At 58.3% G+C, this 24,115-nt stretch carries 24 protein-coding genes; 8 read left to right on the forward strand and 16 right to left on the reverse strand.

Annotated features, from left to right (window positions below):
• Positions 1-615: 615 nt before the first annotated feature.
• Positions 616-2,526 (forward strand): HAMP domain-containing methyl-accepting chemotaxis protein, encoded by a 1,911-nt coding sequence (locus tag AC4CWH_RS26510; protein WP_234614024.1) that lies wholly within the window; start codon positions 616-618, stop codon positions 2,524-2,526.
• A 75-nt stretch (positions 2,527-2,601) separates the two neighbouring features.
• Positions 2,602-4,353, forward strand: a complete 1,752-nt coding sequence (locus tag AC4CWH_RS26515) for a bifunctional diguanylate cyclase/phosphodiesterase (RefSeq protein WP_234614025.1) — start codon at positions 2,602-2,604, stop codon at positions 4,351-4,353.
• A gap of 708 nt (positions 4,354-5,061) precedes the next feature.
• On the opposite strand, the gene AC4CWH_RS26520 is transcribed toward AC4CWH_RS26515, so the two are convergent.
• The 3 genes from AC4CWH_RS26520 to AC4CWH_RS26530 form a co-directional block, all read right to left on the reverse strand.
• A complete protein-coding gene (locus tag AC4CWH_RS26520) occupies positions 5,062-5,259 on the reverse strand; it encodes a trans-acting factor B (RefSeq protein WP_234614026.1) in 198 nt (65 codons plus the stop codon).
• Between the two features lie 457 nt (positions 5,260-5,716).
• Positions 5,717-6,739: an alpha/beta fold hydrolase gene (locus AC4CWH_RS26525; RefSeq protein ID WP_234614027.1), complete on the reverse strand. Its 1,023-nt coding sequence runs from the start codon at positions 6,737-6,739 to the stop codon at positions 5,717-5,719.
• The gene (locus tag AC4CWH_RS26530) at positions 6,729-8,345 is read right to left on the reverse strand and encodes an RcgA family putative transporter (RefSeq protein WP_234614028.1); all 1,617 of its coding nucleotides are present in this window, start codon (positions 8,343-8,345) and stop codon (positions 6,729-6,731) included. Before AC4CWH_RS26530 ends, AC4CWH_RS26525 begins: the two co-directional genes overlap by 11 nt.
• A gap of 108 nt (positions 8,346-8,453) precedes the next feature.
• Here AC4CWH_RS26530 and AC4CWH_RS26535 point away from each other — a divergent pair, with 108 nt between their 5' ends.
• Positions 8,454-8,810: a hypothetical protein gene (locus AC4CWH_RS26535; protein ID WP_491322549.1), complete on the forward strand. Its 357-nt coding sequence runs from the start codon at positions 8,454-8,456 to the stop codon at positions 8,808-8,810.
• A gap of 180 nt (positions 8,811-8,990) precedes the next feature.
• Here AC4CWH_RS26535 and AC4CWH_RS26540 read toward each other — a convergent pair whose 3' ends face one another.
• The 5 genes from AC4CWH_RS26540 to AC4CWH_RS26560 are packed head-to-tail and all read right to left on the reverse strand — an operon-like array spanning position 8,991 to position 11,513.
• Complete coding sequence (locus AC4CWH_RS26540) at positions 8,991-9,296, reverse strand: hypothetical protein (protein WP_234614030.1); 306 nt, start codon at positions 9,294-9,296, stop codon at positions 8,991-8,993.
• A 45-nt stretch (positions 9,297-9,341) separates the two neighbouring features.
• A complete protein-coding gene (locus tag AC4CWH_RS26545) occupies positions 9,342-9,578 on the reverse strand; it encodes a hypothetical protein (RefSeq protein WP_234614032.1) in 237 nt (78 codons plus the stop codon).
• Between the two features lie 10 nt (positions 9,579-9,588).
• Entirely contained in the window at positions 9,589-10,035 is a 447-nt protein-coding gene (locus AC4CWH_RS26550) for a hypothetical protein (protein ID WP_234614034.1), read from the reverse strand.
• Positions 10,036-10,062: 27 nt separating this feature from the next.
• Positions 10,063-11,061, reverse strand: a complete 999-nt coding sequence (locus AC4CWH_RS26555; protein WP_234614037.1) for a DUF8626 domain-containing protein — start codon at positions 11,059-11,061, stop codon at positions 10,063-10,065.
• Positions 11,058-11,513 (reverse strand): DUF3846 domain-containing protein, encoded by a 456-nt coding sequence (locus AC4CWH_RS26560; protein WP_234614039.1) that lies wholly within the window; start codon positions 11,511-11,513, stop codon positions 11,058-11,060. The genes AC4CWH_RS26555 and AC4CWH_RS26560 overlap by 4 nt, the downstream gene beginning before the upstream one ends.
• A gap of 725 nt (positions 11,514-12,238) precedes the next feature.
• Between AC4CWH_RS26560 and AC4CWH_RS26565 the strand changes: the two genes are divergently transcribed.
• Together AC4CWH_RS26565 and AC4CWH_RS26570 are read left to right on the forward strand one after the other, a co-directional pair.
• Positions 12,239-12,757, forward strand: coding sequence for a helix-turn-helix domain-containing protein (locus AC4CWH_RS26565; protein WP_234614041.1), 519 nt, complete (start codon positions 12,239-12,241; stop codon positions 12,755-12,757).
• 340 nt (positions 12,758-13,097) lie between these two features.
• Entirely contained in the window at positions 13,098-13,436 is a 339-nt protein-coding gene (locus tag AC4CWH_RS26570) for a hypothetical protein (RefSeq protein WP_234614043.1), read from the forward strand.
• Here the strand turns inward: AC4CWH_RS26570 and AC4CWH_RS26575 are convergent.
• On the reverse strand, positions 13,433-13,789 hold the full coding sequence (locus AC4CWH_RS26575) for a hypothetical protein (RefSeq protein WP_326492049.1): 357 nt from the start codon (positions 13,787-13,789) through the stop codon (positions 13,433-13,435). The genes AC4CWH_RS26570 and AC4CWH_RS26575 overlap by 4 nt on opposite strands.
• A gap of 167 nt (positions 13,790-13,956) precedes the next feature.
• Here AC4CWH_RS26575 and AC4CWH_RS26580 point away from each other — a divergent pair, with 167 nt between their 5' ends.
• Entirely contained in the window at positions 13,957-14,388 is a 432-nt protein-coding gene (locus tag AC4CWH_RS26580; RefSeq protein WP_234614051.1) for a LexA family protein, read from the forward strand.
• Entirely contained in the window at positions 14,385-15,656 is a 1,272-nt protein-coding gene (locus tag AC4CWH_RS26585; protein ID WP_234614052.1) for a Y-family DNA polymerase, read from the forward strand. The genes AC4CWH_RS26580 and AC4CWH_RS26585 overlap by 4 nt, the downstream gene beginning before the upstream one ends.
• A gap of 524 nt (positions 15,657-16,180) precedes the next feature.
• Here AC4CWH_RS26585 and AC4CWH_RS26590 read toward each other — a convergent pair.
• Positions 16,181-16,345: a hypothetical protein gene (locus AC4CWH_RS26590; protein ID WP_188129562.1), complete on the reverse strand. Its 165-nt coding sequence runs from the start codon at positions 16,343-16,345 to the stop codon at positions 16,181-16,183.
• 273 nt (positions 16,346-16,618) lie between these two features.
• Here AC4CWH_RS26590 and AC4CWH_RS26595 point away from each other — a divergent pair, with 273 nt between their 5' ends.
• Entirely contained in the window at positions 16,619-16,741 is a 123-nt protein-coding gene (locus AC4CWH_RS26595; protein WP_267970761.1) for a hypothetical protein, read from the forward strand.
• 219 nt (positions 16,742-16,960) lie between these two features.
• Here the strand turns inward: AC4CWH_RS26595 and AC4CWH_RS26600 are convergent, their stop codons facing one another.
• The 6 genes from AC4CWH_RS26600 to AC4CWH_RS26625 form a co-directional block, all read right to left on the reverse strand.
• Positions 16,961-17,260 carry an I78 family peptidase inhibitor gene (locus AC4CWH_RS26600; RefSeq protein WP_234614060.1) on the reverse strand — a complete coding sequence of 100 codons (300 nt, stop codon included), beginning with the start codon at positions 17,258-17,260 and terminating at the stop codon, positions 16,961-16,963.
• A gap of 24 nt (positions 17,261-17,284) precedes the next feature.
• Positions 17,285-17,944, reverse strand: a complete 660-nt coding sequence (locus AC4CWH_RS26605; protein ID WP_491322550.1) for an SOS response-associated peptidase — start codon at positions 17,942-17,944, stop codon at positions 17,285-17,287.
• A 650-nt stretch (positions 17,945-18,594) separates the two neighbouring features.
• A complete protein-coding gene (locus AC4CWH_RS26610) occupies positions 18,595-19,050 on the reverse strand; it encodes a DUF411 domain-containing protein (RefSeq protein ID WP_070149924.1) in 456 nt (151 codons plus the stop codon).
• A gap of 20 nt (positions 19,051-19,070) precedes the next feature.
• Positions 19,071-22,226 (reverse strand): efflux RND transporter permease subunit, encoded by a 3,156-nt coding sequence (locus AC4CWH_RS26615; RefSeq protein WP_234614063.1) that lies wholly within the window; start codon positions 22,224-22,226, stop codon positions 19,071-19,073.
• Complete coding sequence (locus AC4CWH_RS26620) at positions 22,223-23,650, reverse strand: efflux RND transporter periplasmic adaptor subunit (RefSeq protein WP_234614065.1); 1,428 nt, start codon at positions 23,648-23,650, stop codon at positions 22,223-22,225. Before AC4CWH_RS26620 ends, AC4CWH_RS26615 begins: the two co-directional genes overlap by 4 nt.
• Positions 23,647-24,051 (reverse strand): FixH family protein, encoded by a 405-nt coding sequence (locus AC4CWH_RS26625; protein ID WP_234614070.1) that lies wholly within the window; start codon positions 24,049-24,051, stop codon positions 23,647-23,649. The genes AC4CWH_RS26620 and AC4CWH_RS26625 overlap by 4 nt, the downstream gene beginning before the upstream one ends.
• Positions 24,052-24,115: the final 64 nt, after the last annotated feature.

A 24,115-nucleotide genomic window follows, 5' to 3' on the forward strand; every position in this document is an offset into this window, starting at 1 on the left:
TGCGCGCTTGCCCATTGGCGCGATCGGCGACCTATCGTAAGAGCGGTACAGGGCAGGGTAGATGGGCGGCCGACCCTGGCCGCTCCTTTCGGATGCGAACCGGCGACGCCGGTTCTCCGTCTTCTGATACAGGTTATAACACGACGGATCTGCCCGCTGCGCTCCGAGTGATGAGCGCTCCGCTCCTCGAGCAGCTCTCCATTTCAACTTGATTCAACATGTCGATAGCGGCCGCTATCCCAGTCCCTGACGAAGATAGAGAGACAGAGCGACAGGCAAGTCTTGGGCGCGATGCTGGCTACGAGCTTTTGCAGGGATATCTGACCGGCTGGCGTTTCGCTAGAACTCCGAAGGCTGGACAAGGCATCCCAGTGCGGACGCAGCAGTACGGTGTACGGCATAGACGCGCTTGGCTTTTTTTTGGGCGTTTGCCCACGCTTCGTGCAAAAGAAACCACGAAATTAGCGAAGCGTAAACAAGTGGCCCTTAAATATCGCATTCGGTGACTGTGCTCCGTCCGAAGTCGTTAAAAACGCTTCTTCGATGGGCCTCACCTCAAATGCGGCTTGCCGCATTTGAAATGTCGACGGGGACATTCGTTGGGAAGGGATCATTATGACCATCAGGGTCAAGCTTCTTGCATGCATTTCGTTGCTCACCGCAGCATTGATAACCATCACGGGTTTCAGCTTTTACGCCCTTAAAAAGGAAGCGGAAATCGCCAACTCGATCGTTGCCGACAGGGTGTTGCCAATGGAGCAACTGAAGCGGATCGGCGATGGCTATGCCGTCAATATTGTTGATAGCGCTCACAAGGTGAGATCTGGCGCGCTCTCTCCTCAAGATGGCTTGAGTAATATAGACGCGGCGCTGGCCTCCATCGATGCGCACTGGAAGGAGTACACATCGACGGTGCTGACCGCAGAAGAGAAGCAAATTGCCGATCACTTCGTGCAGGTCAAGGGAGAGGCAAACGAAGGAGTGCAGTTGCTGAGACAGATTCTGGTTTCCCGCGACAGTGCTGCGCTCTCAGAATTCGTTGAGCAGAGGCTCTACCCGACTATTGATCCCCTCGGCACCGATATCTCGAAACTGATCGATCTGCAGATCGAGGTCTCAAAGCAGGACCTCGCTAAAGGCAATGAGCTGGCATCGCTTTTGACAGCCGGCATGACGATACTCACGGTCTTCGGGGCCGCTGTTGCCGCATTCTCCACTTGGACCGTATTGAGAGGCGTAATTCGCCCCGTGAACTCCATCACCGCGGCGATGTCCGATCTCGCGAATGGAAACCTTCAAGTCCAAATCTACGGCCAGGGCCGTCGGGACGAAATCGGCAAGATGGCCTCCACCGTTGCCATATTCCGAGACAATGCCCAAGAACGTGTGCGCCTTGAACAGGAAGCTGAGGCAAATCGTTCACTCAGCGAGCAGGAGCGTCTCGAGCGTGAGCAGCAGCAGGCTCGCGAAGCCGCAGAAGTGCGGTTCGCCGTTGAGAGCATCGGCCACGCCCTCAACGAGCTCTCAAATGGCAAACTGAATTACCGGATAGATGCCGTCTTTTCAGAGCGACTGGATCAGGTTCGCTTAGACTTCAACGAAGCCGTTGCTAAGCTCGAGGATGCGATGCGCCGGGTCGGCCAAAATGCGCAAGCCATCGCGGCCGGCTCCAATCAGATCCGCGCGGCGGCCGACGACCTTTCAAAGCGAACGGAACAGCAAGCGGCATCTGTAGAGGAAACTGCAGCAGCGCTTGAGCAGATCACCACAACGGTCTCCGATTCCAGTCGCCGCGCCGAAGAAGCTGGAAAGCAGGTCCAAGAAACACGGCAGTCTGCCGAGCGCTCCGGAGAGATCGTCAATCGTGCTGTTCATGCAATGCAGGAGATTGAATCCTCGTCGCGCGAAATCTCAAGCATTATCGGTGTAATCGACGAGATCGCCTTCCAGACGAACCTGCTGGCGCTCAACGCTGGGGTCGAGGCGGCGCGCGCTGGTGAGGCTGGCAAGGGCTTTGCTGTCGTCGCCCAGGAGGTGCGAGAACTTGCTCAGCGATCCGCCTCCGCGGCAAAAGAAATCAAGACTTTGATCTCGAAGTCTGGCGAGCAGGTGGAGAACGGCGTACATCTCGTCACAGAAACGGGCAGGGCGCTTGAGCATATCGTGTCTCAGGTTCAGGCGGTCAGCGTCAATGTTACCGCAATCGTCGAGGGCGCCAAGGAGCAAGCGACGGGGCTGAAGGAAATCAATACAGCCGTCAATACAATGGACCAAGGCACGCAGCAGAATGCTGCGATGGTCGAGGAATCGACTGCAGCCAGCCATTCGTTGGCCAAGGAAGCAGAAGCTTTATTCCAGCTCATCGGACTTTTCGAAATCGGAAACTCGCAAAACAAGTCCATGCCAGCGGAACGTTCCTCGATGCCCCCGGCAAACACATCACCTGCACGCCGACTAATGAATCGTGTTGCCACCGCCGTCAGAGGGAATGCTGCAGTGAAATCCGAGGCGTGGGAGGATTTTTAAAGTCCTCCGTTCATAATAGTCGCGGGCCAGCTCGATCTGGTCCGCGTCCGCATTCCGGCAATGAAGGTTGCAGTCATGGAAGTTGATACCGAGCTGATCACAGGACGCATTCTTGGTCGTGGCTTGAACAGCCTACGCGTACGGTTCACCCTGATGATTGGGACTTTTTGCTCGATTGTTGCAGCACTCGTGTTCTACTTGCTGGAAGCCGGAAGCGATTTCACCCACACGTTGACGACTTTGGGCTACATTAAGCTGGTAGCTTCGATCGCTGCCGCTTCGGGGTTTACATATTATATGACTGGTCGGCTCACTCGGCCAATTCAGAACCTGAAAGCCAGTACGGAGGCTATTGCCTCAGGCGACTATAGCGCTGTTGTCACTGTGGACTGCAACTGTGAAGTCGGCGGCTTGGCCGAGAGCTTTCGCAAGATGGTGGCGCGCCTCAATGATAATGTGTCCAAGATCAACACATTGGCCTATGAAGACGGTGTTACCGGTCTTCCCAACCGCGCAGTACTGAGCGAGATCATCGACCGGAATCCTGATCTCAAGGGTCATGTGCTGTTCATCGACCTCGACCGGTTCAAACAAGTCAATGACCTCTATGGTCATCAGGTCGGTGACACTTTGCTTCAGATGGCTGCGACCAGAATGATGGTGGACGGCCTTGAAATCACTCTGGATGGGATGAACCGATGTCTCACTCCAGAGAGTGTCAATTTGGAATCGGCCGGATGTCGACTTCTGTTTCGATTTGCCGGTGACGAATTCGTTGTGCTGGTGACAGGTAGCGCAGGGGACAAAGACGTTACGGACATAGCTCAGCAGATCATTCGATCAATCGCTGAGCCGTTTGTGATCGGCGAACGACAAGTTCAGATTGGCGCGAGTGTTGGTATTGCCGTGCTTGGCGACGAAGCCGTTGATGCTGCTGACACCCTCAAGTACGCCGACATGGCTATGTACGAGGCGAAGAGCCGCGGTCGAGGAACCTACGCGTTTTTTGATGATCAAATGCGAGATAGGGCGACTGATCGCTGCGAGCTTGAACGTGACTTCCTCCATGCGATCGCCAACGACGAAATCATTGTCCACTATCAACCCAAGATCAATCTCGCCTCAAATAGTGTCGAAGGTTATGAAGCGCTGGTGAGGTGGGCGCATCCAACGCGGGGCCTGTTGTATCCCGGAAGCTTCCTTGATGTCGTAGGGACGGGTGATGGGCTGGAGCGCATTGGACGCAAGGTGATGTCGATTGTCGCGACCGATATCCCAAAACTTCGTGCATCGGGAATTTCGTGCCGCGTTGCAGTCAACGTGTGTCCAACTCAATTCGCGGATGATGAGTTTGCCGATCGGCTCACCGACTATGTGAAGTCGCTCGGTGTCGCGCCTAGTAATTTCGAGCTGGAGGTCACGGAAGCTGTCGCGATGTTAGATGTTGAGAAGGCGAGAAAACATCTGCTCGCTCTGAAACGCGCCGGTTTCAAACTGTCCATCGATGACTTCGGGATGGGATTTTCCAACCTGGCCCAGCTGTCCAAGCTCCCCTATGACAGCCTCAAGATCGATCGTTCGCTCATCTCTGACATTGTGACGAATCACGATAGCCGGATCATTGTGTCGGCGATAGTTTCGATGGCTCACGGCCTTGGGCACACCGTTGTTGCCGAAGGCGTCGAGACCGCAACGCAGCTAGAGATCTTGCGGCTGCTCGGCTGCGATACGTTGCAGGGATACTATTTGGGAATCCCAGTGCCGTTTATTGACCTAATTGCCGAGGCCAGCAGGCCTACAGAGCCTGCAGCGGCCGTCGGTTTCTGAGGGGATTCCATCTCTGGTGGGGCTGAGCATGAAGTGGCGAACCGTCTTTTTGTGGGGATTGTCGGTAGTTTGCTGTATTCAGCTGCTCAAACTCGGTTTGGTTGTGTTTGATGAGCCCGATGCAGACGTAAAGATTGTCGAGGACACCTCTCACATCACCGCCGGACACAACTAGCACGAGGTAAGGCTCGCAGCGCCTTACCCCGGGATCACGGCAACAGTGGACTTGCTGGCCATCTGGTTCTTCCTCAGCAAGCGTACTAGCCTTAATAGCCGCGAGCATCCAACAACTGCTGCGGAATATCGCCACCCCTGCCAGTACCTTGCTCTTGGACGATCCATTGTATTTGAGCATTGCATCAAGCAGCCTGCTCGCTATGGTGTGTCTGGCCATGCCAAGCTTTGGGAGGCAGAGGCGAGCCGAGCTTGGACCGAAACTGATGCAGCCCCCGCCGCTTGGGACTCCCAGGAGCGGCTTTTGACCCGCCACTTACGGCGGGTCTTTTTTGGGGATCAGACCGCAGACCCGGCTTTCGGACCATTACGCCTGCCCAGAGGCAGATCCTCGACACCGGACATAAAGGCCTCATAGCGCAATATCGGAACTCCTGCCACTCGTCCTGCTTGAGCGCTGCACTTCCATGCGTCTGCGCCGGGCGTTCTATTCCATGATAGGCCGTACCCTGCGGGGCAGGGTGCGGCCGTACCTCACTGAGGCTTGTTGTCGTTTCCGGCCTTGCCGTTGAACTCGACTTGATAGCTGAACTCGACCTTGGCGAGGAGCGGAAGCATCACGGCGATGGAGAACCGAAGTTGGCCCTTATGGGACAACTTCGCGATTTGCCGGTTGATAAACTGGCGAAGGCGACGGCCGGTTTTCTGGCAGAAGGTTACGAGCGTTTTCATCAGAGGTTCCTCCTTAGTGGTTGTGCGTAATCGCGAAGCTCGAATACGGCTGGAACCGCCGAGTGCATCGCGTAGCGATCGCAACAGAGCGAAGCGGAGGGGAGAACCCTTTAGGGTTGCACGCTAAGGCGGGGCCTGCCGTATCGTGCGCAGGATTAGATTGCGTACGGCCACTAAGGAGCGGCCTGAAAACGCGGCCTTCGTAGCCCCGGCCGTCGCCTTCGCCTTCAACCGGCAAATCGCCATCCGGCCGCCAGGTCGGATCTCCATCGCCGTGATGCTGCAGCGGTGGGGAGCTGACATCGACGCTCTGGCTGGAAACGACAACAAGTCTCAGGGAGCCGCCCAGCTTGCGGGGCGCTTCCGTCGTGAGGGGGAAGGGAAGTTTGAGGGGAGGGGCCGAAGGGGGCTCCCCTCATTGCGGTTGGGTGCCGCTCGATGCGGCGCTCAATCGCTCCTAAGCCTGAGTGGCGCCGCGCTTGCGTAACAGAAACCGCTTCAAGCTCCATCCGGCTCGCAAGATGTAGGGTGGCCGCCCAAGAGAGTAGTGCCCGCAATTCAGCCGCAGCACGCTCACTCTGGCTCCGGCGTTCTCCAGCCTTCCAAGCAGCCGTTCGGACAGGTCCGGCAGAACAACCGAATCCCTCGACGCCAGAATCACCAGAAGTTCGAGGCCTGGCCGCGCCAGCCTGTCTGGCTGGTTTTCGAGATTGAGCGGTGCCCACGCTCTTTGCAGTTGGGCAAGCGTAAGATGCGGCTCGAGGCTTGTCCGGATCGAGCGGGTTGCGCGCCCGGTCCATACCATTTCAGCAAGGCTCCCTGCCGTGAGGAACATAGACGCCCGCGAGACGGCGGGTTCATACGCCGCGACCAATCCTGCAACCCAAGATCCAAGGCTCATCCCGAGAACGGAAACATCCCGATAGCCTTGGCGCTTTAGCCAGCCGATAAGCTTACGCCCGTCCCATACCGCCTGTTTGACGGCTTGCATCGTGCGGCCGAGATTGGCGCTGAGCATGTAATCGGCATAGAGCGATCCGGGCCGCTTGCGTTCCAAGTGGTAGGGCATGGCGATGTCAATAACCGTGATCCCCTGCCAGGAAAGGAACCCGGCGATCTGCCGGTTCCGACTGGTCGCGTTCCAGTGATGGAAGATCACGACTGCCTGATCGCGTTTTCCGCTCTCGGTGATCCTGGCCCACACGATGTTGTTTTCAGCAACATCGGTTGAAACGTCCGAAGGGAATGTCAGCCAGCCATTCCGCAGCTCGAAGCTATGATCGCTCGCATCAGGCGGCTCAAAAAAGTCCGGGTCAGCGGCGGCCGTTTCCGCGAGAACGCAAAACTCCTCTACCGTTTCAGCCGCCCCCATGCCGGGAAATGCACGATCGGCGTCCAGAATGAAGTCCGTGATCTTCTTGGCCTCTTCGCCGCGCTGTGCGCGACCCTCGTCCCAACGATCCAGCCAATTATGAAACACGGCTGTCGCCTCTTATCTCACGGGCACGCCAAGCTGGCTCAAACGCCGGATCAAATAGACCATAGGTCGCAATGAGTGCGGTAACGATTAGCAAAACAGAGAAACCATCGAACGCGTCGATCAACATGTATGAGACGAAAAGCAAACCGATCACCGCAGACATCTTCCACAGGGGGGAACGAAGCCGCCTATCATCCCCCAAGCGGATTGCTCCATACACAAAGACGCTGCAGGTCGAAAGCACGACGAGCAAGCTGCTGTAGTGTGTGGGCATGATGTAATCGAAGGTCCTATCTCCATCGTCGTAATCTGCCAGCGCAGCCCAGACATCGCGGACCAGCCATGTCACGAAATCCGGGCCCTGCGATGCAAGATAGGCACTTTGTGCCTTCATGCAGATGGCAGCAAGGACGACGAGCACGGAACATCTGAAGACCCCGCGCATGATCCGCAGACCGATTTCACTGGTGTCCGGCCAGGCTCTCTGCTCGCCAAGGAGTTCAGTTCCGCGTTTAAGCTTCCATAGATCATGGATGATCGTATGCAGCAGGATCAGGCCAGCGAACAGCAGGTAGAAGCTTGTGGACATGTAGAGATAGGCAAGGGCGGTAAATACGATTGCCGCCGGCGTCGATAGGATATCCGGCCTGATGATACCGATCGTCCCCCAGCTTGGGGCAAAATCCTGCGCTTGCTCAAGCAGAGGGATAAGCTGCACGCCGATCCATTGCACCACGCCCGCGAATAATATGCAGATCAGGAAAACTGCCCAATAGGTCTGTGAGTTGGCCTGCAAATGTAGCGTCCAGGCGTCGCCGCTTCTAACACGATCAGCCTCCGCCAGTAGCCTGAGCCGGCCATCATGCTTCCAGAAACCCAGAAGCTCGATGACGACGGCGAAAAACAGTGGCAACAGCACCATGAACAGGAAGGTCCAGTTCGGTGCCCAAAGGAAGCCAACCTGCTTCTCGATACCATCCGCGCGTACATAGGTGATGCTGTGGATCCCCAAAATGTAAGAGAGGAATCCGAGGGCGGACGAACCGGCGAAAATCCAGGCCGGCAAGTTCAGATGTGATCCGTGCGAGAAAATCGCCTCGGTCTTGATTGCCAATCCCCTTGGCCGCACCGCTGGCATGGTTTGAAGGTCCACCGAGACGACGGGCGTTAGCGGAACCTGGTTTTTTTCTGGCGCTGACGTGTCAGGCACACGAAGGGCAGTCGCAGTCGAGCCACCGGTCTTCTTTTGATCCCGCCGCCTGGCGGTCAGGCGCGCTTGGGCCGAGCTGAGCTCATTCAGCCAATCATTCGTCGCCTCGCGATCGTCGCAACCGAAGATGCGTGCCAGCCAGCGAATGTTGGCCGGGCTGATGCCTTTGTCATTCTCCTGAAACCAGAGCTGGACGGTGCGAAGATCCACTCCGACACGGTTGGCGTCGATCTTTGAGATGGCATCCGCCAGCAGCTCCGGCGTCCACGGGCCTTGGGGAAAACCGTCTTCACCCAACAGGCGTCCGGCACCCGCAGCAGCCATTTTCTTGAACAGTTCCTTGAAATCGCTTCCATCCGCCGGCGGTGGAACAAAAATCTTACCGTTTTTTTCCAATGACTTACAGCCCAAGATTTCGTCTTGTTTCGTATCCTATCGTGCGTTGTGGACGATTTGATGGTCTGAGACGATCCTCAATGCAACTAGATCGGTGAGGCATCCGCCATGCTACTGTCGTCATCCAGTTCGCGTTCGTCCCGTGAAGCAATTGCCGCTCGATGCACCAAAACGGCTCCGGCATTGTCCACGTCCAGGAGAGTGGTAACGGAGATCGCAGCTGGTGCGACAAGAGAAAAACCCTCGCTTCGTGAGCTGATCGATCAGCATTCAGCGGCAGTTCAAGGGGGGAAAAAGGCGAAGGCGAGCCGCCTGGCAATCATCAATTATGAGCCAAAAGGCGACGGTGAAGCACATCTGAAGCTGACCTATCTGGCCGGTTATCTGATCGCGACCAGGAGCTCATTATCTATCCAAGAGCTGAAGTCGATTTCTGAGAACTCTGGCGCTCGTGGACGCCCCTGACGTTCCGATCCCGGCCTCGCTTCAGCGGCAGCAATCGGGCGGGAGGGGAGCCGAGGGGAGGGGCATGGGCTCCCTTCGGGCGGACCGCAGCCCGCTCGATGCGGCCAGGTTCGCAACTGCCAAAATGGCTACGGGGCCAGTTCTTCCGAACCAGCCCCGCAAAAATGCATCCAACAATTGTCAGCATACCAGCCCTAACCGCTCGCCAAGGCTTGGCGGCGGCGGCGTTCCTGCTTCCTTTGTCATGGCGACGATGGCATCCTGTGACAGCCCTTCGATCTCATAGCCAAACCGGCGCGCGCTCCCGATGATCGATTCAAGGCTTGGGTGCTGCTCAAGAAGCGTCCCGAACCACAGTGCATATTCGTCGGTTTCCTCGTCGGGAAATGCCTGCAGAAAGAAGGTGCGCAACGGCGGATCATAGCCGATTACGGCGTTCTCGTCGGTCTCTTCGTCGGTTTTCACGGTCACGGTGTAGCGGCTCAATGGTGTCCTCCTGATGTCGGGCCGCATCGAAATGCGGCCCAGGTCCTATTTGAACAGCGGCATTGACCGCTTGTTGGTGAGGCTGGCGCGGTTGGTCTCAAAGCTGTAGCCGTCCCAATCCTTCCACGCTTCCCAGCCTGTCGCGATGGCGCGTCCATACCAGACGCGCACCCTGACCTTATTGTTTCCAAGGTCCTCGACAACCTCAACCGTGTGGCTCCCTCCTAAACCGGAGGGCGTGTCGAAGACCTCAACGCTTCGGCGCTGGCCGTTGCTTTTCATGCTTCGCCTCCTACAGCCGGAAATGGGCAACCAAGCCCTGATTGGCTCGGTGGCTTGCCAGTGCGTAGGCGCACGCCTGCGCCAGAAGGTCGGGATTCTCTGTCATGCCCGACTTCGCGCGTCCCTTGATGTCGGCTTTCAAGTCGTCATCGCTGGTCCCAACGTGCATGTTTCCGACAATCCAGCGCAATTGCGCATAGGGGATCTCGTCAACGGGCCGAACAGGCAAGGCCGAAATCAGGCCCTTGCGCTGACTGGCTACCTCTCCGGCCTCACTTGCCTCCTTCTTGGTCGGGAAATAGGCTTTCACCAGCTGGCGGCGCTGCGCGTCGGCTTCACTCATGAAAGCGTTTGAGCCGTCTTCTTGGGTATATAGGCTCCAGTCGGCGGCACTGCCGCCGAACATGGCGTCGCCTTGGTCGGAAAACTCCAAGACCGTAAAAATCTGCTCATTCATGGGGGAATCCTCTGCTTTCCGGGCTGATCAAGCGGCGCTGTCGCCGCTGATCGATTTCAAGACGCACTTGGCCGCATAGCGCCCGGCCTCGTTCAGGTTGCGCTGCCAAGCCCCCTGCGACGGCGACCATCGGAACCCGTGAGATTTCAGGGTGCGTCGCGTCTGCTCGTCCGGCTTGCCGGGAAAGAGCAACTGAATGCGGGCCATGTCAGTGTTTTCCTTGACCGTGACGGCTCCTGCCTCCGTCTCGACGTCCTCCGCGCGGTCGCCGCGCTTCTTCATCGCAGCAAGCGAAGCGAGGCGGGATTGCATGCGGCGCAGTTCGGCGCGGGTGTTGGTGGTGAAAAAACCGCGTCGGTTCTGCCATGGGGCAAGGGTAACGCCACGCGATGCCCTCTCCTCGTCCATGCCGGTTTCTGCCACCACACGGGCCAGAATGTCGGCTTCGCTCGCCTGATCCTTCTCCATCCGACGAATGATGACATTCGCCCGTTTCATCCGGTCGATGGACAGTGCCAGGTCTTCGATCCGCGAGGCGATGCGCTGCATGGCGGCCGGATCACTGGCCCGGATCGGCTCGTCATCGGTCCCGTGGGGAAACGCCTTGCGCTTCACTGCCTTTTTCGCAGTCGCGATATGGGCTGAGATGTCAGCACGGCGGGCGTCTGAAACTCGCATCCGCTTTTCATTGCGGGCGACGGGAAAGCGGGCAGGTCCGGTGATAAACCAGTTCATGCAACGGCCTTCCGCTGCCCAATACTTGGCGGTGATCTCGACATGACGGCGGGCAAACGCCTCTAGTTCAGCGTCCGACAGGGGCAGTTTTGCTTGCTCCCACAGCTCCACCATGTAGGCGGCGAAGCCGTTCAGGCGCTCTGCCAGCCCTTCCAGTTCGAAAAGGGTGCGCCGCTCCGGAAAATGAGTAAAGGCATGGAAGCTATGTTCGATGTCCTTCGCCGCGATGGTCGCGACAAAGGTTCCGGCGAGAATGGACAGGGTGCGGTCCTCGACAACAGCGATGATCATCGGACTACCCCCGCCATGACGGTTGGGTGAGTGCGGGTGATGCGGGTCTGGAACCCGATCAAAGCGCCGCCCAGAATGACCCCATTGGGGGAATGCTCGTCTGCCTTGGCAAAGACCGGATCAAGAACCGGCTTGCAGACGTTCAGGCGGGCCGCTGCTTCCTCGATACTGATCTGCGGCGGTAGGACATGCGAGCCGTCCAAGCTGGCAAGAACGATCTTTCCGGCCAATGGCTGGGGGTAGCCGTCAAAGACGGTGAAGGCGGTCAAGCCGTCACGCAAACCCTCCTCATCGACGATAAGAACGTGGTTCGTGTCGAATGGCACCACCTCGACAAGCTGGCATCCAATTAGCCCGTAGGTCTGAGAGAACGCGCTAGGTGCTGCGACCTGTGCGGCTTGAATGGTCCCGGCTTCCGGGTCCAGGAGGTAAACGGTTGCGGTTGTGGTCATAGTTCTCACCCTTTCTCCAACTCCGCGAAGCGGTCTTCTCGTGCCCCTCGTGGGCAGGAGCCCCGCTCCTGTTCCCGAGTTCGCGCGGAGCAGCGGGGGAGAGGGTGGCAAGGGGATAAAACGGAGGGGTTTCGCCCGCCCGAGGCAAAGCCGAAGGGGCGTCGCGTCAGTGGCGATCCTGCACGAAAGCGCGGCCGTAAGGCTGCGCGAAGGAAGGACGGGGAGACCGTTTTTTCCCCTTGTGAGGGAGAGGGGGCGGCGCTCCTCTTTCCCTCATCGAGAAGACAGACAGGACGCCTCCGGCGTCACTGCTTCATCGTGACGTAAACCGGACAAATCATCCTGATGCTGATGACTGTGAAGAGCTTTGGGAGAGTGGAGAGGCCGCCCCGATCAGGCGGGACGGCCTCCGTAGGCACATGACAGATAAGGGCTAGAGATCTGCCATGACCTGACCTGATCAGCCGGCAATATGGGTCGATCGCGCGAGGCTGTAAATGTTCCGAACCGATTTTTGCCCAAGAGGCATGTGATGGAAGGCGAAGCCGCAGCGCAACCGATCGTAACCCGAATGGGCGGAGACGGCGCCTGCTGGCTCCGTGCCGAAGGCATAGAGCGGGGTCGCAAAGCGATGTGCTAAAGCAGCTATCCAGGGTAGACTTTCGAGGCCCCATCTTTAATTGTCCCGGAGGAATAACGATGAATTTCCAGTGTGGTTGGTGGCAATGGCAGGTTTCGGACTCGAGCAGTGGGTAAGCTATCTCGGACTTGAACGCGTTGTAGACCCAGACAAAGATCATCCGGTTTACCGCAAACGGCTCGACGGAAAGATCATCGATCTCAGGCAACTGGATCTGCTTGTCGCGCAAAGGCTGCGTGACCTGCGAACCGATCGACAACTTGCGCAAGCCAAAGTCGCCATGCTGTTAGGGGTGAAGGAGGCTACCTACGCCCGCTACGAAAACGCCTCCTCCTTGATGACAGTCGGACGCCTGCTCCACGTTTTCGAAGTCCTGGATATCACTCCGGAAGAGTTCTTCGATCCTTTCGTCAAAGAACGGCCCCCTCAATCCGAAGGCAACTCACAGGAAGCAGAGAGAAACAAGCTGATGGAAGAAACGGTCGGCCACCTGCAGAAGCTCGACGAAACGGCCTTGAAGATGGTGCATGACCTTGTGCTTGCTATGGAGCCCCGGACGATCGAGAAGCAGAAAGGGAATGGCGCGGCGAAAGCCGCGCCATAACTTGCACTCAATGGGTTGGCTCTGGTTTCCGCCGCGCGCCGGCCGCCATTGGCGAATAGCCGGCGCTCATGCGGCGTCCTTCCCCCCCATCTGGCGAAGACACCGCTCGGATCGATCGGCGCCAGTCCGAGATCCGAGGAAGACAATGAAGAACATCGGAGCTTTCAGCATAGCGCCGCCCCTCCTTCAGGGGCGGGAAAGCGGGAATTCTCGACACGGTTTTGACGGATAAAGGGAAGCCGCAGGAGGCTTAGCATAGCGCCGCGAAGCGGAAGCCGGAACCGACTTCCCCCGCCAAAACCGTTCCGTTAGATTCGACAGTGACAGGAAAGGTGATCCCATGACCAATGCTTTTGACCAGGCACTGCAAAAGGCAACCGGCGGCTACCCAGTCGATACGCTGATCGTCACCAGAAACGAGGATGGCGAACCCGAAGTGTCGATGTTCGTGCTCGATGCCGACAATCAGCTGCTTCAGGTCGCATATGACCCGGAGGGCGGTATCATATTCAAAACCGCTCAACAGGACGACTTGCTTTTCTCACGCCATCTCCTTGAGCGGATCGCGAAGATGCAGGTTTCGGCGGACCGAAGATGGAAAGAGCTTCAGCGTCATTGGGTGGACGACAAGGCGACCTGGGAGGGCTTTGAACATCTTCTCGATACACCAAGTATTTAGTGAAGCGAGCGCGTCGGCTCCGGCAGCAGCTTTACCATCTGCTTCACGACCGTTCGCAATTTTCTCCAGTCTTGTAGATCGCCTTCGTTCACGCGCTCCTGGATCGCTGTCAGGATCCATCCAACGCAGGCTATATCGTCTGCAGCGCGGTACTCGTCCGACCGATGGAAGCAAGCGACGATGCGAGGCCGTGCGCCTTCCTCGGTCTTCGGAATCTGCGAAACCAGATCCTGCGCTTCTCGATAGGCCTTTGCCACACGTTTAAGGTCATCTGGCCCGGCTTGAGTGATCATGCCGACGGTCCACATCAGCGTACTTGACAGGTGTTCCACTTCGTCAGTCATGGCGATCATCATTCCTCTCCATTGTGACAACGCCTCAAAAAGTTAACACCACGCAGACACTCGCGTCAGGTGCAAATCTGCAGATTAGGATCGCGTAATCTTCTATCTTGATTTTTGGCGTCCTTTGTGTTCCCTGTTTGTTCCTTTCGCTATCAGTCGTGAAAGGATCGAATTGAATGCTCGCCGGCCTGAAAATCGAGGCAGAAGTCTATGTGCCTCTCATGCTCCACGGGTTATGCGCCGGCTTTCCGTCACCCGCAGATGACTACATCGAAGAATCGATTGACCTCACAAAGCTCCTGATCCGGAACCCGCCGGCGACGTTCTTGTGGAAGGTCGACGGCAATTCGATGCGAGACGCCGGAATCTTCCACGGGGATTTGATCGTGGTCGACCGCAGCCTGCGCCCGGTCGACGGCGATATTGTCGTAGCGACCGTACATGGCGAGCGGTCGTTGAAGCGGCTACGCATGACGGGCGGCCGGCCGCGGCTGATGTTCGAGAATTCGGACATGCCTCTGTTCGACCTTCCGGAGATTGCGGAAGTCGAGATTTGGGGCGTGGCACTCTGCAACGTTCATTGGCTGCGACCAAGGAGGAAGGTATGACCTCCTTCGCGCTGATTGACGGCAACGCATTCTATTGCTCCTGCGAGCGCGTCTTCGACCCGTCGATAGCCAAGCGCCCGGTGATTGTCCTATCCAACAATGACGGTTGTGCAGTTGCCAGGACGGCGGAGGCCAAGGCGCTCGGCATTGGCATGGGAGAACCCTATTTCAAGATCCGTGACCTCTGTCGCGATAACGGCGTGGCGGTGTACTCAAGCAATTACACCCTTTATGGCGACATGAGCGCCAGGCTGAATGCGATCTATCGGCAATGGTCTCCGGATGTTGAGGTCTATTCGATCGATGAAAGCTTTCTGGATATGACCGACATCAGGCCCGCCGATCGCGTTACTTTCGGCCGCGATCTTCGGTCCACGGTTCAGCAATGGACCGGGATCCCGACATGTGTCGGCATTGGCCCGAGCAAGACACTGGCGAAGTTCGCAAACCACGTTGCAAAGAAGAACCCGGAGCTTGGCGGCGTCTGCGATCTGACAGATGCAGCCGTTCGGCAAAGCTGGCTCGATCGCGTCGAGGTGGGGGAGGTTTGGGGCGTTGGATCGGCATCAGAGCGAAAACTATTCGGCCTGGGCATTGAGACAGCCGGCGACCTGGCCCGCGTTGATGCGCGGCTTGCTCGCAATCTCCTGAGCGTGGTGGGCGAAAGGACGGTTCTGGAGCTGCAGGGCATTTCATGCCTGCCGCTTGAAGACATGCCGCCACAACGGAAGGGCTGCGCCGTAACCCGATCCTTTGGAGCGCCTGTCACGGATCTTGCCGGAATGCTCGAGGCAGTGGCGGCCTATGCGATGAGGGCAGGGGAGAAGCTGCGTCGGCATCGCCTTGAGGCGACGCATATGGCGGTCTTCATGCACACATCGCGCTTCAACCAAAAGGACCATCCGCATTCGGCGCAAACGACGGTGCATTTTGCCGAAGCATCGAATGACACATTCGACCTGATCCGGGCAGCGCAAAGCGGAGCGCAAAAAATTTTCAGGGACGGCCATCGCTATGCGAAGGCCGGCATCATCATGAATGATCTGGTGCCGGCGCAATCACAGCCGCGCCCTCTCTTCGAGGCACGTGATCGCAATCAATCAGAACGGCTTATGACAGCACTCGATGCGGTCAACGGCAAATTCGGACGCGGATCGCTCATCCCTGCCTCGGTCGGAATCAAGCGTGACTGGCAAGCGAAGTTTGACCGCCGATCGCCCCGCTACACCACGAATATCAAAGAACTGCCCGTAGCCGTGGCGCGCTGAAAAAACGAGAAAGAAGCGAGGGATTTGCATGAGCCTGCCTCGGCTGAAGGATTACCGGGCGGAAAAGATCGACGTTGAATGCCGGCGCTGCGACCGGTACGCCGTGCTCGATCGGAAGGAATTGGTCAAGAAACACGGCGCCAGCTGTCAGTTCGTCGACCTGAAGCTCGCCCTCGCGATTGGGTGCGACCGGAGGGGGTCAGATCAGTGTGAGGCGCGGTTTCCCTGTCTCCTGCGGATCGGCGATCTGATAGAACGTGGTTAGTCTCTGAAACGGCGGCTCGCCAGGATAAATACCAAGCCTAAGACTAAGAACGACAGAGAGTAGGCGAGGGCATTGGTATACTTCCATGGCAACGGGGAAGGTTGCTACATCCGCCCGCGCCGTCCAGACCACAACTGAGGCTCGCTACAAAGTACCAGAAGCCGATTGCAAACAGGAAGACGGGAATTCCTGAGAATAGAATGACGCGCTTGACCATAGCGCGACAACACCCAAGGCACCGGCATTGGAAAGAGCCGCCTTAGTGGGGTGGCTCGGCGCTGACCAGCGCATCGAATGCGGCCTCTTCTTCGGCAAGCTTCGCTTCGGCCGCCGCCAGCTCGGCTGCGATCTGCTGGCGCTCGGCCTGGTCGATGGACGCTGCAAGCTCGGCGCGCAGTTCGTTGATGTGGTCGTAGGTGGTCATCGTCAGCTCCTTTGAATGAAAACAAAGCTGCGGGACTGACAAGGGAGGGTTTGGGTCAATGATCGCCGGAGGCGACCTTCGGGGCGTGGGGGAGCCGATTTCGTTGCGCAGCGGCGAAATTGGGGGAACCGCGCATCATTGACGCGGACCCTCCCTTGTCGGTGCAATTGGCTGATGTTGAGAGAGAATATACCTCTCCGTATCTCGCCATCTTATGTTCCTTCGGAACAGCCCGCCTTGGGGGGCGTTACGGGCACTCGGAAGGAACCGAGTATGGCTGACCATCCAGCGATTTTCAGGAATCTCGCCTGCAGCGACATGGTTCGCAAGGCCCTGCAAAACCTTGCGAAGCATCAACCGATCGCCAATGACGATCAGATCGACAGTCTATTGTAACGGCTGGCTGAGGCGGAAGCGACGGCGAAGCGCGATGAAGACTTTGGCGGCACAAAGTGAGTGACTTGCAGATAGCGGCCTGAGAACCCATATCGGACTTAGCTGACGTAAGCACATACCTCCCAGTCCTTACGTCAGCTGTTCCCCTCTGAAGGCTTAGACCTTCACACCTCAAGGGCCGCGGCTAACGCTGGCCCTTTTTCTTTGGCGACAGATTAATCAGCCGCAGGTTGCCCGGGTGACCAGACCCGTCGCTGGATCAGTCTCGATCGTCACCCGATCCTCTCTGAAGTCCTGGGTTACCATATCGCCGGGTTGGATCTTGCGAACAGTCTTCGCGCCGGTCAGCTGCATGGCTTCTCCGTCGGCCGGCTTGGTCTTTCCCACGAGAGCTTGAGCGGCTTCAGCGTTGCATGGTGCTACTGCCGTGGAGGTGGTGCTTCCGTCTGCGCTGCAGGCGGATAAGGCCAAAGCTACGCCGGCGACGATCAATGGCGCGGAATAGGGCAGTGACTTCATTGGGGTTCTCCTTGCTATCAAGTCCTACAAGGAGTTCAGAATTGGCTTTTTCGTGTCACTGCCGTCATAGCGAGATGAATTCACCTCGCGGCCGACACGGTAAAACTCGAGCTGGCTGTCGATCTGTTTTTCAAGAAGGAAGGATTTCGCTTCAGCACCCTGAACAGAGGCATCCAACCAAGTCTCACAGGCAGATGGATCCAACATGACGGGCATTCGCGTATGAATGTGAGCGATGTGATCGACGGCTGGCGCTGTGATGATCGTGCAGCTGGTGACGCCTAGCTTGTCGTTATACGCCCATAGCCCGGCGAAGGAGAAAGGCTTTCCCCCAGGGAGCTGCAACAGCCAGGGGTCTTTCTTTTCGTCCTCTTCGCTTGTGGTCCATTCAAAATAACCGTCAGCCGGAATGAGGCAGCGCTTCGATTTGAAAGGCTCTCGGAATGCCCCTGACGTGTCGACTGTCTCAATCCTGGCATTGAACATTGCCGCTTTCGGCAGCTCTTTCGCGAAGAAGGGGACGAGCCACCAGCGCCCGTAGTCAATTTCGAGGTCGCCGGCTTTGTCCATGTGAGCGAAGTAGACGCTCTGCGTCGGCGCGATGTTGTACCGCGGCGGCATATTCGACGGAGGCGGAGCCTCAGCGTTTACATTATAGAGGGCGTGGATCTCGGCCCAAGTCATCGTGTTGGTAAACCGACCGCACATTATGTGCCCCTGTCTCCTGGATCTGAAACCTCCGGCCGCAAGCGCACGCACCAGGAAGCCTTGTCACGACAATTACGGTGATGGACCAAAGTTTCAACGGCAGGGCGTTCTCACTCGGAGCAAAAAACGAAACCTGATCAGGGTCGGGTGCGAGTGGGGCAGGGGCAACGTTCAAGCCCAAAACGCTCCAATTTTCCTCTATCGTGCATTTATATCAATAGGTTAGCAAAAATCAGATAAGCATATTTATGGAACATAGTTCCTCCTGACTGAAGTATCCCACTGTTAAAAGAATCCTCAAATTTCCCACGGCAATAACAACAACCAAAATAGAGGTCGAAAATTCCCATCCGAAAAGATGTTGGCTCTCAGGCCACCGCGCTAAGTAGCTCGTCTGGCAGTTCGACAGGCACTGCTCTCGTCTTCGCCTTCCATCGGCGTCCTACAACGGCCCGCACGTCGAGCGCGACACGTCTGATGATCAACCCGGAATTCTCCAGCGCCTGAAACAACATGCGTCGCGCGCCGCTTTGACGGTGATTGGGCGACCACCCCTCCCAAAAGACAAGCCGATCTCGTGTCAACGTGCTCACCCGAAATTTCTGGCGGTCCAGCTGGCGCGCCAATTAGGCTTTCGGCCTGACCGCTTGGTAGAGCTTGTTCGCACCGTCCTTTCCCACGGCCAGGACGTCATACGATGCGCGGGGATCGTCTCCCATGCCCAATGACCCGGCGGGCATACCCGGCACGGCGAGCCCCGCAATTTCGGGTTTCTCTGACAACAGCCTCATCACCGCGTCCAGGGGAACGTGTCCCTCGAGATAGTATCCCGCGACCACCGCGGTGTGGCAGCCCCGCATATTGGTGGGGACGGCGAAGCGGTCCTTTACGGCGTCGAGGTCGTCCACGTTTTCCGCCTGCACGGAAAACCCGGCATTTTTCATCGCGTCCGCCCAAACGTGGCAACATCCGCAGTGCGGGTCCTTGTAGACGACCATGCGTTCGCCGGCTGCCAGCGCCGCTCCGGCTACGGGCAACGCTCCGATGGCAGCCAGGGTGCAAAGGAATTCTCTTCTTTTCATCGCGCTTCTCCTTATCAAACTTAATGTGCGGCCAAGGATGCGGGGACTTGCTTTTCCGTGCGCGCCGCCTTGAATCCATAACCCTTGACCAGCCCGTAGACTGCCGGGATTACGACCAGCGTCAGCAGTGTCGATGATACCATGCCGCCGATCATCGGCACGGCGATCCGCTGCATGATCTCCGAGCCGGCACCCGTACTCCAGAGAATTGGTACCAAGCCCGCCATGATCGCGACAACAGTCATCATCTTCGGACGCACCCGCTCGACGGCTCCGAACATGATAGCCCTGTTGAGGTCTTCACGTCCGAATACCCTGCCTTCGGCCTCGCATTTCGCCTTCTCGTCCCTTAGCGCGTGATCGAGGTAGATCAGCATGATCACCCCGGTCTCTGCCGCCACGCCAGCGAGAGCGATGAAGCCGACAGCGACGGCGACAGAGGCGTTGAAGCCCAGCCACCACATCATCCAGATGCCGCCGACCAGAGCGAACGGGAGGGACAGCATGACGATCATCGTCTCTGTCAGCGCCTTGAAGTTCAGGTAGAGTAATAGGAAGATCAGGGCGAGCGTCAGCGGGACGACAATCATCAGTCGGGCCTTGGCCCGCTCAAGATATTCGAACTGGCCGCTCCATGCGACGGAATAGCCAGCTGGCATCTCGACGCTTTCCGCCACAGCTTCTTGCGCTTCGGCAACGTAGCCACCAAGGTCGCGGTTGGCAATGTCAACGAAGATGTAGACGGCGAGTTGGCCGTTCTCCGTCCTGATGGTCGTGGCACCCCGCGTGAGCTTGACCTCTGCGACTTCCCCGAGCGGGACCGTACCGCCTCCAGGCAATGACACCTGGACGTCACGGGCGATCGATTGCAGATCGCTTCGGAACGCCCTTGGGTAACGGATGGCGACACCGTACCGCTCCCGCCCCTCGACCGTTGACGTCACGACCTCCGAGCCGAGAGCCATCCCGATGACGTCCTGGACGTCGTCGATGGAGAGTCCGTAGCGCCCCAGAGCCATGCGGTCGGAAATGATGTCGAGATAGTATCCGCCGATGACCCGTTCGGCATAGGCGCTCGACGTTCCAGGCACCGCCTTGAGGACGGTCTCGATCTTGCGCGCGACCTTCTCCATCTCGTCGAGGTCGGTGCCATAGACCTTGACGCCGACGGGCGTCCTGATCCCCGTCGACAGCATGTCGATGCGGGCGCGGATGGGCATGGTCCAGGCATTGGATACGCCGGGAAACTGAAGTGCCGCGTCCATCTCCTGTTTCAGGCTGTCGGAGGTAACCCCGGGCCGCCATTCGGACTTGGGCTTCAGGGTAATGATCGTCTCGAACATCTCGGTCGGCGCCGGATCAGTTGCCGTCAACGCCCTGCCCGCTTTGCCGAACACAGTCTCGACTTCCGGGAATGATTTGATGATGCGGTCCTGCGTCTGCATCAGCTCGGCGGCCTTGGTCACCGACAGGCCAGGCAGCGTCGTGGGCATGTACATCAGCGTGCCTTCGTCGAGGCTCGGCATGAACTCGCTGCCAATATGCTGCACGGGCCAGACGGTCACAACAAGGATCACGATGGCGGCCATGATCGTCAGGCTCTTGGCCTTCAGCACGCCAGCGATGACCGGACGGTAAATCCAGATCAGCAATCGGTTGAGTGGGTTCTTGTGTTCGGGAACGATACGCCCCCGGACGAACAGGATCATCAGCGCCGGAACGAGCGTGATTGACAGCAGCGCGGCCGCAGCCATCGCGAAGGTTTTGGTGAAGGCGAGCGGCCCGAACAGACGGCCCTCCTGCGATTCCAGCGTGAATATCGGCAGGAACGACACGGTGATGATCAGCAGGCTGAAGAACAGCGCCGGACCAACCTCGCTTGCTGCTTCGATCAGGACTTCGGTTCGAGGTTTGTCCGGAGGCGCGCGTTCGAGATGCTTGTGGGCGTTCTCGATCATAACGATGGCGGCGTCAATCATCGCACCAATGGCGATGGCAATGCCGCCGAGGCTCATAATGTTGGAGCCGAGGCCGAGCGCCCGCATCGCCATGAATGCGATCAGTATGCCGATCGGCAGCATGATGATCGCCACAAGCGCGCTACGCACATGTAGGAGGAACGCGATGGTTACCAGCGCAACGACGATCGATTCCTCGATCAGCGTAGCCTTGAGGGTCTCGATCGCCGCATTGATGAGTTTTGAACGATCATAGACGGGCAAGATTTCGGTGCCAGCCGGGAGACTGTTCTGCACCGCTGCAAGGCTTTCCTTCGCATTCTCGATGACGGTCAGCGCGTTGGCGCCGTCGCGCTGGAGAACGATGCCGCTGGCGACCTCGCCTTCACCGTTCAACTCGGTGATGCCGCGCCGCTCGTCCGGCACCAGTTCGACCCTTGCGACGTCCGAGAGACGCAGCGGGACGCCAGCATTCGTTTTCAGTACGATGCTCTCGATGTCATTGATGCCCTGCAGATAGCCCTTGCCCCGAACCATGAACTCGAACTCGGAAAGCTCGATCGTTCGTCCGCCGACGTCGCGGTTGCTGGAGCGCACGGCATCGGCGATATCCGACAGCGACACGTTCTGAGCCTTCAGGCGGGCGGGATCGACGACAATGGAATACTGCTTAACGAAGCCGCCGACGCTGGCCACCTCGGCGACGCCCTCGGATTTGGAGATGGCAAAGCGCACGACCCAGTCCTGAAGCGACCGAAGTTCGGCCAGCGACAGTTCCTTGGCGACGACGGCATATTGGTAGACCCAGCCCACGCCCGTAGCATCCGGCCCGAGGCTCGGCGACACGCCGTCCGGCAGACGGCTAGCTGCGGCATTCAAGTATTCGAGTACTCGACTGCGCGCCCAGTAGAGATCGGTCCCGTCCTCGAAAATCACGTAGATGAACGAAACGCCGAAGAACGAGAAACCACGCACAACCTTCGACTTCGGCACGGTCAGCATGGAGGTCGTTAGCGGATAGGTGACCTGGTCCTCGACCACTTGCGGAGCCTGACCCGGATAGTCGGTGAACACGATGACCTGAACGTCGGAGAGATCGGGGATCGCATCAAGGGGCAGCGTGCGCAGCGCGTAGACGCCGCCCGCGATAGAAAGAGCAGCGCCGACAAGGATCAGGACGAGGTTGCGGGCCGACCATGCGATGACGTTGGCAATCATGGATTTGCCTCGTCCTGCGTGAGGGCACTCAGTGCCGCGTTGAGGTTGCTTTCGGCGTCCAGCAGGAAGTTGGCGGAAACAACGACGCGGTCGCCTGCTGCGATGCCTTTGATGATCTCCGTCATGTCTTCGCCTCGGACACCCAGCGCGACGTCCATCGGTTCGAACCTGCCCTCGCCCTTGTCGAGAAAGACAATCTGGCGGTCGCCCGTGTCGATGATCGAACTGTTGGGAACGGCGACGACCGGATTTCCGGCTCCGGCTTCGATCTCGACCTCTGCGTACATGTTGGACATTAGCAGACCGTCCGGATTCGGAAGCTCTATCCTGACCTTCGTGGTCCGGGTTTGCACCTGGACCTCCGGATAAATGAGGTCGACCGTTCCCTTGAACGTCGTGCTGGGCAGATTACGAATGATGACGGCGACTGCGGCTCCCTCGCGGACGGCGCTAAGCTCGTATTCGGGGACGTCGGCGATCACCCAGACCTTCGACACGTCAGCAATACGGAACAGAACATCGCCAGCCTCGGCCATCATGCCGCTCACGGCCATGCGCTCCAATACGACACCGTCTCGCGGCGATGTGTAGGCGATGCTCTGCGGCACCTTCCGCTCTGTAGCGATGCTGGTGATCGTTGTCGTGGGCACACCCAGATTCTTCAGCCGCAGAGCCGACCCCGTATCTGGACCCGCCTTGCCGCCGTTGCGCATCTCGGTCGCGTATTCGGCCCCAGCGGTGGCGATCTCCTTCGAATAGAAGTGAAAGAGGTCTTCTCCCTTAGTGATCCGGTCACCGGTGGTGACATCAGCGACGTCCTCGACGAAGGCGTCCGCCCGCATCGAGACGATGCTGACCATGCGCTCGTCGAGCGTCACGGTTCCGGGCACCCGGATTTTCCGGGTGACCGTGGTCATTTCCGCCAGCGCAGTCTTCACCCCCGTCCGCTGGAGTTTGCCAAGTGAGACCTTGACGGTGGAGCTGTCACTAACCTCGCCGTCATAGACAGGGAGATAGTCCATCCCCATTGAATCCTTCTTCGGGACCTTGGAGGTGTCGGGAAGCCCCATGGGGTTGCGGTAGTACAAGATTTTACGCTCGAGTGAGACGGATGCCGTGTCGGGTGACGGTGCGACCGCGCCGGCCGCGCTGAGGCTGACATCCTCGCTTGCACGGACGGTCGCGAACGGCCGCCCGTCGTCGGTGCTTTTCGGCTTTGCGGAATACTCGGCCAGCCCGTCCGGGTGGCGGTAGTAGATCACCGCTCCCGTTCCTTCGCGTCGCGGCTCCGCCTCTGTGGCCATACCGCTATCATCGACGTACCGCCGCAGGCGTGCACCGACATCGTTTTTCCCGGCCCGATAGCCTGCCCAACCGACAATCGCGGCGAGGGAAAGCGTGGCAATGATGCGTGAGACGCTCACGGGATTGCCTTCAAGACGACTTCGCCTTTGACTGTCTCAGGCTCGCCTTGAACCTTGGCGGCGACCTGGAAACGCCATCCGCCTTCCATGGAAAGGTTCGTCGTGAAAGCGTATACGCCCGGCTCCGCGGAAGTAGTTGACTCCACCGTCGTGGTCATCGTCTCCATGCCATCGGGAGCCATGTCCATCCGCGTCGTGAAGATGACGGCATCGGGGACAGTCTTGCCCGTCCGCTTATCGACCAGCCGTACCGACAGGGTCGAACCTGGCCCCTGCTTGATCTCGGTCTGGACGGCCTGGAATTCGTAGTCTTGCGCTCCGGCGAAGGAAGCCGTGGCGGTGATGAACAGCAGTGCGCTGGCGAGGAGCGCGATCCTCGCGTCGAAGGTGATCTGTTTCATGATTGAATGTCTCGTCCGGACGGGTCTGCAACCTCGTCCTCAGTCAATATGGATCGCCATCGGT

This window comes from Neorhizobium sp. PAMB6716 (assembly GCF_058242805.1).